Genomic DNA, 13,492 nt, shown 5'->3' with positions numbered 1-13,492 from the left:
TCACCGTCGCCCGGATCGACGAGCAGGCCGCCTTCCGGCGCGCCCTCGACGTGGTCGGCGGCCGGCTCAAGCCCGCGCTCGACCTGCTCGGCGCCAGTAGCCGAGGGCGCAGGCCCAGACCACGACGAACAGTCCGACGATGACGTAGCCGACGTTGTCGAGACTGATCTCGGCGATCCAGGTGCTGACCGGGTCGGTGAGGTCGAGTTTCTCGTGCAGGACGGAGACCAGCTCGATGGTGCCGATCAGGAAGGCGACGGCGATGGAGAGGCCGGTGATGGTGAGGTTGTAGTAGACCTTGCGCACGGGGTTGGAGAACGCCCAGTGGTAGGCGAAGTTCATGAAGGTGCCGTCGAGGGTGTCGAACAGGCTCATGCCGCAGGCGAAGAGCAGCGGCAGGCAGAGGATGGCGTACCAGGGCAGGCCGGAGGCGGCGCCGGATCCGGCCATCACCATCAGGGCGACCTCGGTCGCGGTGTCGAAGCCGAGGCCGAAGAGCACGCCCAGCGGGTACATCTGGCCGGGGCGGGTGATGGACTTGGTGAGGCGGCCGAGGATCCGGTTCATGAAGCCGCGCTCGTCGAGGTGCTTCTCCAGCTGCCGCTCGTCGAACTGCCCGGCCCGCATGGCCTTGTAGACCTTGTAGATGCCGGCGAGCGCGAACAGGTTGAGCGCCGCGATCAGGTAGAGGAAGGTGCCGGAGACGCTGGTGCCGATCACGCCGAGCACACCGTGGACGCTGGATTCCTCGTCGACGAGGGTGCCGGCGAACTGGGCGCCGCCGGCGACCAGGGCGGCCATCGCCATGACGATGCTGGAGTGGCCGAGCGCGAACCAGAAGCCGACCGAGATCGGGCGCTGCCCGTCCGCCATCAGCTTGCGGGTGGTGTTGTCGATGGCGGCGATGTGGTCGGCGTCGAAGGCGTGCCGCATGCCGAGGGTGTAGGCGGTGACGCCGAGTCCGACGCCGAAGACCTGGGTGCCGACGGTGTAGTCGTTGGGCGCGACCAGCAGGAACAGCGTGCCGAAGGCGACCACGTGCATGGCGGCGATGACGCCCAGCAGGACCGCGGTGCGGACGGTGTCCCGGCGCTGCCAGCGGGGCGGCTGGGCGAGTGTCGTTCCGGGGGACTCATTGGTCAGGGACATGGGCGGGCAGCCTCTCCAGCTCCTCGATGGGGGGCACCCCCGGGTGAGGTCGGGGGAGTCGTGCACGCCGTGGCCGGTCTCCTGGCTCTGGGTGGACGGCTCCGCCCGCGTCCGGGCAGGGCCGAGCGCGTCCCTGACTCGTCTTCCCGGCGCCGTGCGGCACCGGTGACTGCCCGCGTGCGCGGACCCGGCAGGGACGCTCCCCGTTCACAGTGGCGAGGGCCGCTCCGGACTGGCTCCCGAAGGAGCGTCACCGGTCTTCCCGAGCACCACGGCGGGACCACCGTAGGGGCATGCCGCACTTCTCGACAAGGTTGCGCAGTTGCGCATATGTTGCAATAACGCAACGTGGCGGCATGCGTACGAGTGGGGGACGGGGTGGCACGGGCGATCGACGACGCCGCGGCACGCGCGGCGGCCGAGGCCGTGGCCGGCCGGGACGGGCTGCGCCGGGCGGCGGCCCGGTTCGCGCTGCTGGCCGAACCGGGGCGGCTGGCCGTGCTGGTGGCCCTGCGCGCGGCCGGGCCGATCCCGGTCTCCGACCTCGCCCTCGCCTGCGGCGTGAGCCCCACCGCCGTCTCGCAGACCCTGCGCCTGCTGCGGGCGTCCGGCGCCGTCACCGCGGTGAAGGAGGGCCGGGTCGTCCGGTACGCGCTGGCCGACGAGGCGCTGGGGCACCTCCTCGACGAGGTGCCCCGCGCCGGCGCCTGACGAGTGCCCGGTGACGAGCGCCCGGTGACGGGCGTCCGGTGACGGGCGGCCGACGGCCGCCCGCCCGGTGGCCTCAGCCGGTGAGCTGGCCCGGTCGGCCCGGCACCCAGAGCGGGGCGGGACCGTCCTGCCGCATGAACCGGGCCGCGTGCTCCTCCAGACACGCGGCCGCAGCCCCCGGGTCGTCGTCGCTGAGCTCGCCCAGGGCGCCCGCGGCGCACCGGGCGCAGGCCAGCACGAGCGCGAGCGTGTCCTGGCGGCGGTGCCGCCCGCGGACGTACGCCTCGCACCGTTCGGCGATGCGCGTGCGGTGGAGTTCCCGCTCGGTCTCCGCGCCGTGGCCGGCGGACGCGGCCCGGACGCCGTGCCAGACGAGGGCGAAGGCGTCGGGTTCGGCCGGGTGGGAGGCGTCGTCCCGCCGGGCCCGCTCGCGGGCCTCGGCGGCCTGCCGGCCCAGCCGGTCGAGCGCCGCCGGGCCGTCCCCGTCGTGCGCCTGGAGGACCAGCTCGGCCGCCCGGTGCACCACCGACTGCAGGACGGCCTCCGCGGGCACCCGCAGCCCGGGCGCCGCCGGGTCGGCGAAGGCCAGCCAGGCGTCCGCGAACGAGGCCGCCCGCATCTGCCACAGCCAGGGCCGGGTGCCGGCCCCGCCGCCCCGCCGTTCCTCGGCCGCAAGCCGGATCAGGCCCGCCGCGGCGAGCTCCGCCGCACCCTCGTCCGGCCGGAGACCGAACAGTCGTCCACTCCTCAACACGCACCCCCGCGTCAGTGACCATCACCTGGTGACGGCACATCCCACCACATCGGAACGCGGACGAACCGGCCCGGGCCGCCGATGAGACCTACGACACGTGGCCGGCCGACTACACCGTGCACTCTCCGGGCGCCGCCGACGGGCGGTGCCCCGGCCGCCCCCCGTCACCGTGGGTCACACGCGCCGCGGCCGCCCCCCGCCGCGACGCGCTGCGGGAGGCGGCCGCGGCCGTGCTCCGGGACGGTCAGCCGCCGTAGACGCCGACCTCGTGCAGCGAGTAGCCCCAGGAGGTGCCGCGCTGCAGGCCGTGGACGCGGACCTGGCGGGCCGGGACACCGGCGAACCGTGCCGTGTCGAGGCCGCCGTCACCGTCGGCGGTGGCCCAGACGGGCTGCCAGGTCGCGCCGTCGGTGGAGACCTCGATGCGGTAGGACCGTCCGAACGCGCGCTCCCAGTCCAGGGTGACCCGGCCGACCAGGGTGGTGGCGCCGAGGTCGATCCGCAGCCACTGGTCGTCGCTCCAGTCGCTCGCCCAGCGGGTGGCCGTACTGCCGTCCACGGCCCGGCCGGGTGCGTAGCTCGTGAACGGGTTCCACTCGCTGGAGCTGGCGGCGGCGGGTGCTCCCGCCGCCAGGTTCACGGTGGCCCGGTGCTGTTCGGCCGCGCCCCAGGTGGTGAGGTAGGACTCCGCGCCCCGGAAGAGGTCGTCCACCACGTCCTGGCCGCCGACCAGCCGGACGTCCTCCAGCCAGTCCGGGACGAGGCCGTAGTGGGCGGCGCCGTCGGTGTTGAGGTCCCAGGTGCGGCTGCCGGTGGTCTGACGGTCGATCAGGGAGCCGCCGTCCGCGCTGCGGAACGGGTAGCGCACCGGGTTCGCGGTGTCCGCCCCGCGCGGGCCCGGCCAGCCGCCCACGCCGTTCATGTCGGTGCCGTAGCCGTACCCGACGCGGTACTTGTCGCGCAGTGCGTCGGTGCGCCCCGCCTCCGCGCTGAACCCCTCGGCGCCGTGCATGTACTGGGCGACGAAGCCGCCGAGCCGGTAGACCCGCTCGGTCCAGTCGAGGTCCATCCAGCTGTGCGAGGAGAGGACGCCGGGGTACGACTGCGATTCGAGGACGTCGAAGGCGCGGCCCGCCGCCTTGACGCTCATGTGGTCGACCTCCAGCATCATCTTGCGTTTCATCAGGCCGCGCACGGCGTACTCGCCGAGCTCGGTCAGGCCGCGGGTGTTGCACTGCGCGTCCCCGGCGTACGAGGGGACCGTCACGCCCGGGGGGAGCTGCTGCTGCACGGAGGCCGTCACCGGGGCCAGGCCGATGGGGTTGTCGTGCTGCGGGCCGGCGCACCGCTCGGTCTGCCAGAAGGTGCCGGTCGACAGGAACTGGCCGGCGTTGATCGCCGTGCCGAGGCCGCCCTCGTCGAACCGCACCCCGCACAGCGCGTTGTCGAACTTGTGGCAGAGGAACATGCTGCGGACGCCCAGCCGGTGCAGCTCGTCCAGTCCCCGGTCGATGTCGTCGCGGCTGCACTGGGCGACGTCCAGGATCTGCTTGCAGCCGAACGGCTCCGAGGTCTCCACGCCGAGGACGACGGCCAGTTTGCCCTGGCGGACGACCTCGCGGGCCTGCGCGCTGTCGGTGACGATCCGGAACCAGCCCCTGCCCGGTCCGCCGTACATGCGGTCGACGTAGGCCTGGAGGTCGTACGTCTTCTGCGCCTGGAGGCGGATGGAGGTCATCTCGTCGCAGCTGCGGTCCTTGAAGAAGTAGACCGAGCAGATCACCCCGTTGGTGACCAGGTCGTTGACGAGGACCCGCTGGCCGCCGCGCCAGGCGCGTTCGACCCAGGCGTAGTAGTTCTGCTGGTGGGTCAGCGAGTCGTGGGCCGGCCAGTCGGCGAAGGTCGGCCAGCCGTCGGGGTCGTGCCGGCCGTCGCCGCCCTTGGTGATGAGGTCGAAGAAGGCGAGCGACCCGTCGGGGTAGTGCTCGGGACAGTCCTTCAGGGCGTCCGCGACGCCGGCCTCCGAGAAGGCCTTGCCGCAGATGAGCCGGCCGCCGAAGGCCTCGTTGGACATCAGGTGGTTGTGCGCGTCGACGAAGCCGCGGACCCTGCCCTGGGCGTCGGTGCCCCGGAAGGGCTCGCCCGTGACGTCGATCCGGGAGTCGGGCGCCGGGCGGGAGACGGGCTCCCACCAGTCGGCGCCGCTCGCCGCTCCGGGCGCCGGGGAGGCGAGCATCGCGGCGGCGAGGGCGAGGAGGGAGATCAGCAGGGTGACGATTCGTGGCCGGGCGTGGGGGAGTCGGGTCATGGTCACCACTCAGTTCCGGACGAGCGGACGACGCGGTCGAAGGGCCGTCCGCTCGGAGCGCGAGAACCCCGCCGGATCGACTGTCATGTCCCGCGTACTCGGTGTGACGAGAATCGCCACTGTTGGAATCCGCGTCAATAGCTCGGGACGGAACGGGTGGACCGACGGCGGACGGCGGGCAGCCGGAAGGGTGCCCGGCCGGACGTTCCGGCGGGGCACCCTGCTGCCCGGCACGATCAGCCGGCGGTCGCCGCCATGCTCTCGCGCACCGTGACGAGGCACGGGTCGCAGTAACTGTCCGGCAGCCCGGGCTGCCCGTCGGAGCCGCCCGGCACGACGCGCTGACCCGGTTCCAGGAACCGGCCGCAGAGCGACTTCGACGCATCCTCCTTCGCCACGACGTGCCAGACCAGGGACGGCGGGTTCACCGCCGGATCGTGCTCGGCCCACATCTCGTACATGGCACCCTCCCGGAACAGTGGGGTCGGTCCCTCCATGCAATCCCCCGCGGCCCCGGTCGGCCATCGGAGGGGGCCCGGTGGGATGGCGGCACGCCCCGCCGTGCGGCGTTCGGGCGACGGCGCCCCCGTCCGGCCGCCCCGGAGCGGTGCCCGGAAACTCGATGGACGCGGCGGAGCGACGGGTGCAATAGTCCGGGCGTGACCGAGACCACAGGATCCTCCGTGTCCGTATCGCTGGCCGACGGCCTCGTCCTGCGGGAGGCGGGGCCGGCCGACCTGGAGCAGATCGGCGCGCTCCTCGCCGAGCGCGGCGAACCGGGGGACGCGCTGGACCACCGCCTGGTGGTCGACGACCCCGACGCCGGGTACCCGGCCTGCGCGGTGGTCGTCGACGGGGACCGGGTGGTCTCCACCGCGACGCTGCTCGACGAGGAGGTCCGCATCGGGAGCGTCCGGCTGCCCGCCGGCCAGGTCGAACTGGTCGCCACCGACTCCGCGTACGAGGGGCGGGGTCTGGTCCGGGCCCTCATGCGGTGGGCGCACGACCGGTCCGCCGCCCGGGGGCACCTCGTCCAGGTGATGATCGGGATTCCGTACTTCTACCGGCTGTTCGGCTACGAGTACGCCATCGACATACCGCGGACGCAGGCCGTGCGGAGCCTGCCGACCGGGGAGAGCACGCCGACCGGGGAGGGCGCGCCGCTGCTCCGTGCCGCCGGGCCGGCGGACATCCCGGCGGTGACGGCGCTGCAGGACGCGGCACAGGCCGGGTTCGACGTCGCCGTCGCCCACCCCGAGGCGCGCTGGCGGTGGCTGCTGGAGCACGACGCCAGCAGCCTCCGCGTCCTCGAACGCGCCGGGTCGGTCGCGGCCGTCGGGCGGATCACGCCCCCGGGCGAGCAGATGCTGCTGGCCGAGGCCGCGGCGGTCGACGAGGCTGCGGCGCGGGAGCTGCTCCGCGCCGCAGCCGCCCTGGTGCCCGAGGGCGGGCTGCGGGTCGTCCACCGGGCCGGCACCGTGACCGCCGCCGCCTGGCAGGAGTTCCTCGACGACGGGCCGCGCCGCACGGCGGAGCAGTACTACGTCCGCATCCCGGACGTCGCGGTGCTGCTCGACCGCCTGCGGCCGCTGTTCTGGGAGCGCCTCGCCGCGGCCGGCGTCGACCGCGTCGGCCGGGACGTCGTGATCTCCACCTTCGGCGCCCACTACCGGATCCCGGTCCTCGCGGACGGCCTCGGCGAGGTCGTCACCGGCGGCCCGATGCAGGGACCCGGCCTTGCGAAGGGCGCCGGGGTGGCGCCCGACCAGCTCCCCGCGCTGCTGTTCGGCCCGCACGGCATCGAGGGGCTGGCCCGGATCCGCCCCGACGTCTACGGAACGGACGAGGAGCTGTTCCCGGTGCTGTTCCCGCCGCTCACGGCCGATTTCCTGAGCTACTACCTGCCGTACTGAGGCCCGGACCCGGGCGGTGTACCGCCCGGACGTCCGCCCGGCGGCGCGTCGGACCGGACTCGCTGCATGCCTCTTGCTCTTGCGAGTAAGTTGCAACAGGCTGGTCTGGTCATTACCCGCGCCTTCCCGTGGAGCGCCGCCGTGCCCCAGCTGCTACCGGACGCCGGACCGCGACGCGTCATCGCCGCCTCGAACTTCGTCTACACCGTCGGCAGCGGCCTCTTCCTGACCGCCGGGGTGCTGTACTTCACCCAGGCCGTGCACCTGCCGGCGGCGCAGGTCGGGCTCGGCCTCGGCATCGCCGGGTTCGTCTCGCTGGCCGTGGGCATCGGGGTCGGCCACCTCGCGGACCGGCGCGGGGCGCGCGGCGTCTACGCGACGACCCTGGTCGTCCAGGCGCTGGCGACCGCCGCCTTCGTCCTGGTGGACGCCTTCTGGCCGTTCGTCCTCGCGGTGTGCACGGCCACCGGTGCCAAGGCGGCCGGACTGGCCGCGCGCAGCCCGCTCATCCGGCATCACGGCGGCGACCGGCCGCAGGAGTTCCGCGCCTACCTCCGCGCCGTGACCAACGTCGGCATCTCGCTCGGCGCCCTGTTGGCCGGCTGGACGGTCCAGGTGGGTACGGTGACCGCCTACCGGCTGCTGGTCCTCGGCAACGCGGTCGCCTTCGCGGCGTCCGCCGCGATCCTGCTGTTCCTGCCGCCGTTCGCGCCGCCGCCGGCCGTCCGGGGCCCGCGCTGGATCGCCCTGCGCGACCGGCCCTACCTGCTGCTCACCGTTCTCGACGGCATCATGGCCGTCCAGTTCAAGGTGCTCACCGTGGCCATCCCGCTGTGGCTGGTCGCGGACACCGCCGCCCCGCACTGGATGGTCTCGGGCACCATGCTCGCCAACACCGTCCTCGTCGTGGTGCTCCAGGTGCGGGCGAGCCGCAGCGTCGACAGTCCGGAGGCCGGCGGACGCGCCTACCGCCGGGCGGGGGCGGCCTTCCTGGTCTCCTGCTCGCTGGTCTCGCTCTCCGCGGGAGCGCCGGTCCCGGCGGCTGTGGCGCTGCTGCTGACGGCGGTGGCGGTGCACACGGTCGGCGAACTGTGGCACTCGGCCGGAGGGTTCGAGGTGTCCTTCGCTCTCGCCCCGCAGCACGCCACCGGCCAGTACCTGGGCGTGTTCGGCCTGGGTGCCGGCCTGGCGGAGGCCCTCGGCCCGGGCCTGCTCGTCGCGCTCTGCATCACCTGGGGCCGCCCCGGCTGGTACGTGGTGGGAGCGCTGTTCGTGCTGGCGGGCCTGGCGGCGCCGCCGGCCGTCCGCTGGGCGCGGCGCGAGCAGCGGGCATCGGACGCCCGCGCACCGCGGCCCGAGAGCGCGCGGGCGGTCTGATACCCGGGCCGCGACCGCCGTCCCGTCACCCGTTCGGTCCTGCCCGCGAGGCGGTGGGCACGTGCGCCACGAGTGAATGGAACGGCCTGCGAGCAAGGGAGTCGACGTGTACTACAGCAGTGGGAACTACGAGGCGTTCGCCCGCCCCCGCAAGCCGGACGGCGTGGAGCGGAAGAGCGCCTGGTTCGTCGGGGCGGGGCTGGCGTCGCTGGCCGGGGCCGCCTTCCTGATCCGGGACGGGCAGCTGCCGGGGGAGCGGATCACCGTCCTGGAGCGGCTGAAGCTCCCCGGGGGCGCGCTGGACGGCATCAAGGAGCCCGGCAAGGGCTTCGTGATCCGCGGCGGCCGGGAGCTGGAGGACCACATGGAGTGCCTCTGGGACCTCTTCCGCTCCGTCCCGTCGCTGGAGATCGAGGGCGCCTCCGTCCTCGACGAGTTCTACTGGCTCAACAAGGACGACCCGAACTTCTCGCTCCAGCGGGTGACCGAGCGGCGCGGCGAGGACGCCGGCACCGACGGGCTCTTCGCACTCGACGACCGCGCGCAGAAGGACCTCGTGCGGATCTTCCTCACCACCCACGAGGAACTGGAGGGCAAACGGATCGACGAGGTGTTCGGGCGGGAGTTCCTGGAGAGCAACTTCTGGCTCTACTGGCGCACCATGTTCGCCTTCGAGGAGTGGCACGGCGCCCTGGAGATGAAGCTCTACCTCCACCGCTTCGTCCACCACGTCGGGGGACTGCCGGACCTGTCCGCACTGAAGTTCACCAAGTACAACCAGTACGAGTCGATGGTGCTCCCGCTGACCCGGTGGCTGCTGGACCGGGGCGTGGTCTTCCGCTTCGGGACCGAGGTCACCGACATCGACTTCGACCTCGCCCCGGGGCGCAAGCTGGCGACCAGGATCCACTGGACCGAGGCCGGGCGGCCGGGCGGCGTCGACCTCGGGGCGGACGACCTGGTCCTCACGACCATCGGCTCGCTCACCGAGAACTCCGACAACGGCGACCAGCACACCCCGGCCCGGCTCGACGAGGGCCCCGCCCCGGCCTGGGACCTGTGGCGCCGGATCGCCGCGAAGGACCCCGCCTTCGGGCACCCGGAGGTGTTCTGCGGCAACATCGCGCAGAGCAAGTGGGAGTCGGCGACGGTCACCACCCTCGACCCGCGGATCCCGCGGTACATCCAGAAGGTCGCCAAGCGCGACCCGTTCTCCGGCGGTGTCGTCACCGGTGGCACCGTGACCGCCCGGGACTCCTCCTGGCTGCTCAGCTGGACGGTCAACCGGCAGCCGCACTTCAAGCAGCAGCCGGCGGACCGGATCGTGGTCTGGCTCTACTCGCTCTTCGTGGACCGGCCCGGCGACTTCGTCCGCAAGCCGATGCAGGAGTGCACGGGGGAGGAGATCACCCGGGAGTGGCTGTACCACCTGGGCGTCCCCGTGGAGGAGATTCCCGAACTCGCGGCCGAGGGCGCGCGGTGCGTGCCGGTGATGATGCCGTACGTGACGTCCTTCTTCCTTCCCCGCCATGCCGGGGACCGGCCGGACGTGGTGCCGGAGGGCGCGGTCAACTTCGCCTTCATCGGCCAGTTCGCCGAGACGACCCGGGACACGATCTTCACCACCGAGTACTCCGTCCGCACCGGCATGGAGGCGGCCTACCGTCTCCTCGGCATCGAGCGCGGTGTGCCCGAGGTGTTCAACTCGACCTACGACCTGCGCAAGCTGCTCGCCGCGACGAGCCGGCTGCGCGACGGCGAGCAACTCGACCTTCCGGGGCCGGCGTTCGTGCGCAAGCACCTGCTGCACCGGCTGGACGCGACCGAAGTCGGCGCGCTGCTGGCCGAGTTCGGCCTGATCGCCGAGCCCGAGGAGTAGCCGGCCCGGCCCGGGCGCGTCCCTGTCGGCGCGGCCGGCCGTACCCCTGCCGAACGGCAGGGGTACGGCGACGGGTCGGACTTCGGCGCGGCGGACGCACGTGCCGATCGGCACGCGACGGGGCGGGGTGCGCGGCGGGAGGCTGGAGCCGTCGCCGGGGAGGGGCCTCGGAGGGGCCGAAAGGCCCGCGCAGCAGGGGAGTTCGCCATGTTCGTCCGCACCGTCCGCACTGTCCGTACCGTTCGTAGGGCCGCCGTCCGCGCCGCCGCCGAGACCGGCACCGGGCCGCGGATCGCCGCCGTGCTCGCCGCCGGTGTGCTGTGCGCCGCCCTGGCCGGGTGCGAGCCTGCGTCCCCGGCCGGCGCGTCGGCCGCTGTGCCCGCCCCGGTCACCCCGGTCACGCCGGCCGCCGCGTCCTCCTCGGCCGCGGTCGGCGGCTCGGTGCGGATCGCCTACGCCTATGCCCCGGACGACGACATACGGTTCGTCTTCGACGTCGAGGCGGTGCCGTTCAGCCGTCCGACCGCGCAGCTTCCGCAGGGGTTGCCGACCGATGCGCGCGGTACGGTGAGGATCTCGCACCACGTCACGGCGCAGGGCCGCACGGTGACCTCGGAGGCCGCGGTGGACTGCCTGGTGACCGGCGGCCGGACGGCCTCGTTCACGGCGGTCGTGGTCCGGGCCGATCCGGAGGTGGCCGACACCGTCGGGCAGCGCCGCGGCTTCAGCGTCGTCGACGGTGCCGGCGACGCCGGGCAGCCGGACCGGGTCGGGTTCTCGTGGGGCGTGGCGAACGCCGACACCGACGAGGCCGGTGGCACGACGGAGGGCCGGGCCGGTACCTGCATGGCGCCCGCCCCCTTCGCGCCGTCGGTGTCGGGCGACCTGACGGTGCGGCACGCCGAGCTGCCCCCGTTCCCGGTGGCCACGGCAACGGCGACGGCGACGCCGGTCCCGGCGAACGCATCGACCGCACCGGGCACGGTCGGGTAAGCTATGCGGGACTATTTTGACTATTACGGGGGTGGATGATGCAGGGACTCACCGTCAACGAACTCGTCCGGATGTGGATCGAGGGCTGGATCGTCTCGCGGGGCGCGAGCGACCCCGTGGACGAGCCGTGGGGGTGGACCGTCGACGTCGGACAGAAGGCCCAGGTGTCGCGGCACGTCCTGCCCGAGCCCACCGAGGCCGACGTCCGGAAGATCGTGGCCGGTACCAGCGCGCCGGGGACGTGGCTGAAGCTCTTCGCGGACGACGACACCGTCCGTCCCTGGCTCGGCCCCGGCTGGCAGTTCGACGTGCCGGGCTTCCTGATGACCGTGCCGCTCGCCGCCGAGCGTCCGACCGTGCCGGCCGGCTACACCCTCACCTCGTGGAGCCGGGGCGGCGTGGTCCGGGTGCTGGTCCGCACCGCCGACGGCCACTTCGCCGCGCGCGGTCAGATCGCCTGCACCGGCGCCACCGCCGTCGCCGACCAGATCGAGACCGCGCCCGAGCACCGCCGGCGCGGTCTGGGCGGCCTGGTGATGCGCACCTTGCAGGACGCCGCCCGCCGGAGCGGGGCCGACACCGGTCTACTGGTCGCGACCCCGGACGGCCGCGCGCTCTACGCCTCCCTCGGCTGGACCGCCCGCGCCACCATGGCGAGCCTCTACTTCGCCCCGGAGGCCGCCGGCCGCTGACGCCCGACTCCTGACGCCCTGCCGCTGGGGTGCTGCCGCTGGGGTGCTGCCGCTGACGCCCGGCCGCTGGGGTCCGAGCGCGGGCCGGCCCGGAGCACGTCGGTGCTCCGGGCCGGACACCCGGCCTCACCCCGGGCGGCGGTTCAGCACTGGGGCCGCCTGCCGTGGTTCGCGGCGTGCTTGCGGCGGGCCTTCTTCTTGCGGCGTCGCTTGGACGACATGGCGCCTCCTCCATGGTTCCGACCCCCGACCAACGTCTCACATCACCGGCCCGCCGTCGCGCCGTGCCGGGAGGCGGTCCGGGGTGCACCGCACGTGCGCCGTGGTCCGCCACGCGGTGGACCACGGCGCACGCGGGAGTCGGTGCGGTGCGGGATCAGGCGCTCTGCCAGAGCGCGGGGGTGTTGGGCGGCTCCCAGCCGGGCTGGGCCTGGTGGCCCTGGAGGCAGCGGTAGGTGCCGCCGCCGTAGGTGACGGTGGCGCCGGCCTGGTAGACGGTGCCCGCCGCCCAGGTGCCGCCGGGGGTGCCGGGACCGGGGCCCGGACCGGGGCCGGGGCCCGGTCCCTGGGAGTCGGTCTTCAGGGTGAGTCCGTAGCCCTGGAGGATGGGGTTGACGGGCTGGAAGTAGGTGGTGCCGCCCTGCGAGCAGTTGCCGGAGCCGCCGGAGGTGACGCCCTGAGCCTGGCTGCCGGAGATGAACGAGCCGCCGGAGTCCCCGGGTTCGGCGCACACGCTGGTGCGGGTGACCCCGGAGACGGTGCCCTCGGCGTAGGTGACGCTGGTGTTGTGCTGCTGGATGGTCCCGCAGTGCCAGCCGGTGGTGGAGCCGGACCGGCAGACGGAGGAGCCGACGGGCTGCAGCACCGAGCCGGTCACCTGGACGTTCCCGCCGGGACCGCTCACGTACGGGGTGGCGGTCCAACTGCTGTTGGCGGCGACCCACGCCATGTCGTTGCCGGGGAAGACCGAGGCCTGGAAGCTGCCCTGGGAGGCCCGGTTGGACCCGGTGGTGGAGGAGCCGGCACGCCCGCAGTGGCCGGCGGTGGCGAAGCCCTGGGTGGTTCCGCGGGTGATCGCGAAGCCCACGGAGCAGCGGCTGCTGCCGCCGATGTAGTAGGCGTCGCCGCCGCGGATGTCGTAGAGCGGCCGGGGTGTCTCGGTGACCGTCTCCACCCGGACCAGTGCCCGGTCCACGCCGGCCGCCGTGACCAGCCGCTCGGCGGCGCGCGCGTCGGTGGCCTGGAGCACGACGGCGTTGGTGCGCACGTCGACGAACCGTACCGGCGCCGCGACCGCGGTGGTGTGCCCGGCGGCGCGGTCGAGTGCGGCGAGGGTCCGTTCCAGCGTGCCGAGCGGGTGGGTGACGAGGGCGGGGCTGGCGCCGGCCGCCCGGATCGTCTCGGCGTCGGCGGGCCGCGTGGTGGCGACGGTCAGGGTGGCGGCGTCGGGGCCGTCGACCCACGAGCCGGCCCAGGTGCCGCCCAGGCCCTGGGCCAGGGCCGCGGCCCTGGCGCCCGCCCGGGCCTCGTTGGCCAGCCGGGTCCTGGCCCGGTCGGGGGTGAGGCCGAGGTCGCGCTGCAGCGCGGCCAGCACCTCGGGCGTCGCCGCGGGACAGCCGCGCGGGTGCGGGGGGCGGGCCGGCGCCCGGCGGGGTGTGGCCACCGGGGGGGGGGCCGCCAGACACGACGCCGGCGGGGAAGAACGGGGGGGCGCCG

General features: G+C 74.0%; 11 protein-coding genes. 6 read left to right on the top strand and 5 right to left on the bottom strand.

What is annotated here, in order from left to right; translation table 11 throughout:
* Positions 1-66: 66 nt before the first annotated feature.
* On the bottom strand, positions 67-1,149 hold the full coding sequence (locus ABZY91_RS39070; protein WP_355408640.1) for a HoxN/HupN/NixA family nickel/cobalt transporter: 1,083 nt from the start codon (positions 1,147-1,149) through the stop codon (positions 67-69).
* A 378-nt stretch (positions 1,150-1,527) separates the two neighbouring features.
* Between ABZY91_RS39070 and ABZY91_RS39065 the strand changes: the two genes are divergently transcribed.
* Entirely contained in the window at positions 1,528-1,860 is a 333-nt protein-coding gene (locus ABZY91_RS39065) for a metalloregulator ArsR/SmtB family transcription factor (protein ID WP_329881361.1), read from the top strand.
* A gap of 73 nt (positions 1,861-1,933) precedes the next feature.
* Here ABZY91_RS39065 and ABZY91_RS39060 read toward each other — a convergent pair whose 3' ends face one another.
* From ABZY91_RS39060 to ABZY91_RS39050, 3 genes are all read right to left on the bottom strand, one after another.
* The gene (locus ABZY91_RS39060) at positions 1,934-2,611 is read right to left on the bottom strand and encodes a hypothetical protein (protein ID WP_355408637.1); all 678 of its coding nucleotides are present in this window, start codon (positions 2,609-2,611) and stop codon (positions 1,934-1,936) included.
* Positions 2,612-2,858: 247 nt separating this feature from the next.
* Positions 2,859-4,922 carry a discoidin domain-containing protein gene (locus ABZY91_RS39055; RefSeq protein WP_355408635.1) on the bottom strand — a complete coding sequence of 688 codons (2,064 nt, stop codon included), beginning with the start codon at positions 4,920-4,922 and terminating at the stop codon, positions 2,859-2,861.
* Positions 4,923-5,158: 236 nt separating this feature from the next.
* Entirely contained in the window at positions 5,159-5,383 is a 225-nt protein-coding gene (locus ABZY91_RS39050; protein WP_329881358.1) for a hypothetical protein, read from the bottom strand.
* Between the two features lie 222 nt (positions 5,384-5,605).
* On the opposite strand from ABZY91_RS39050, the gene ABZY91_RS39045 reads away from it, so the two are divergent.
* The 5 genes from ABZY91_RS39045 to ABZY91_RS39025 all read left to right on the top strand — a co-directional run bounded on the left by ABZY91_RS39045 (position 5,606) and on the right by ABZY91_RS39025 (position 11,776).
* Complete coding sequence (locus tag ABZY91_RS39045; protein WP_355408633.1) at positions 5,606-6,835, top strand: GNAT family N-acetyltransferase; 1,230 nt, start codon at positions 5,606-5,608, stop codon at positions 6,833-6,835.
* Between the two features lie 141 nt (positions 6,836-6,976).
* A complete protein-coding gene (locus tag ABZY91_RS39040) occupies positions 6,977-8,212 on the top strand; it encodes an MFS transporter (RefSeq protein ID WP_355408631.1) in 1,236 nt (411 codons plus the stop codon).
* A 106-nt stretch (positions 8,213-8,318) separates the two neighbouring features.
* Positions 8,319-10,091: an oleate hydratase gene (locus ABZY91_RS39035; RefSeq protein WP_355408629.1), complete on the top strand. Its 1,773-nt coding sequence runs from the start codon at positions 8,319-8,321 to the stop codon at positions 10,089-10,091.
* A gap of 207 nt (positions 10,092-10,298) precedes the next feature.
* Complete coding sequence (locus tag ABZY91_RS39030; RefSeq protein WP_355408627.1) at positions 10,299-11,084, top strand: hypothetical protein; 786 nt, start codon at positions 10,299-10,301, stop codon at positions 11,082-11,084.
* Positions 11,085-11,119: 35 nt separating this feature from the next.
* On the top strand, positions 11,120-11,776 hold the full coding sequence (locus ABZY91_RS39025; RefSeq protein ID WP_355408625.1) for a GNAT family N-acetyltransferase: 657 nt from the start codon (positions 11,120-11,122) through the stop codon (positions 11,774-11,776).
* A gap of 376 nt (positions 11,777-12,152) precedes the next feature.
* On the opposite strand, the gene ABZY91_RS39020 is transcribed toward ABZY91_RS39025, so the two are convergent.
* Positions 12,153-13,439 carry a carbohydrate-binding protein gene (locus ABZY91_RS39020; protein WP_355408623.1) on the bottom strand — a complete coding sequence of 429 codons (1,287 nt, stop codon included), beginning with the start codon at positions 13,437-13,439 and terminating at the stop codon, positions 12,153-12,155.
* Between the last annotated feature and the right edge of the window lie 53 nt (positions 13,440-13,492).

The sequence above is a fragment of the Kitasatospora sp. NPDC002965 genome (genome assembly GCF_040611255.1).
In the GTDB taxonomy this organism is placed as follows: Bacteria; Actinomycetota; Actinomycetes; order Streptomycetales; family Streptomycetaceae; genus Kitasatospora.
The sequence above is the reverse complement of the archived record's forward strand: the minus strand, read 5'-3'. Positions and strand labels throughout refer to the sequence as shown.

What these genes read in the sequence shown, in the direction of transcription:
- ABZY91_RS39070 (WP_355408640.1), bottom strand. Translation starts at nt 1,149, where the DNA reads ATGTCCCTGACCAATGAGTCCCCCGGAACGACACTCGCCCAGCCGCCC.
- ABZY91_RS39055 (WP_355408635.1), bottom strand. Translation starts at nt 4,922, where the DNA reads ATGACCCGACTCCCCCACGCCCGGCCACGAATCGTCACCCTGCTGATC.
- ABZY91_RS39050 (WP_329881358.1), bottom strand. Translation starts at nt 5,383, where the DNA reads ATGTACGAGATGTGGGCCGAGCACGATCCGGCGGTGAACCCGCCGTCC.
- ABZY91_RS39030 (WP_355408627.1), top strand. Translation starts at nt 10,299, where the DNA reads ATGTTCGTCCGCACCGTCCGCACTGTCCGTACCGTTCGTAGGGCCGCC.
- ABZY91_RS39025 (WP_355408625.1), top strand. Translation starts at nt 11,120, where the DNA reads ATGATGCAGGGACTCACCGTCAACGAACTCGTCCGGATGTGGATCGAG.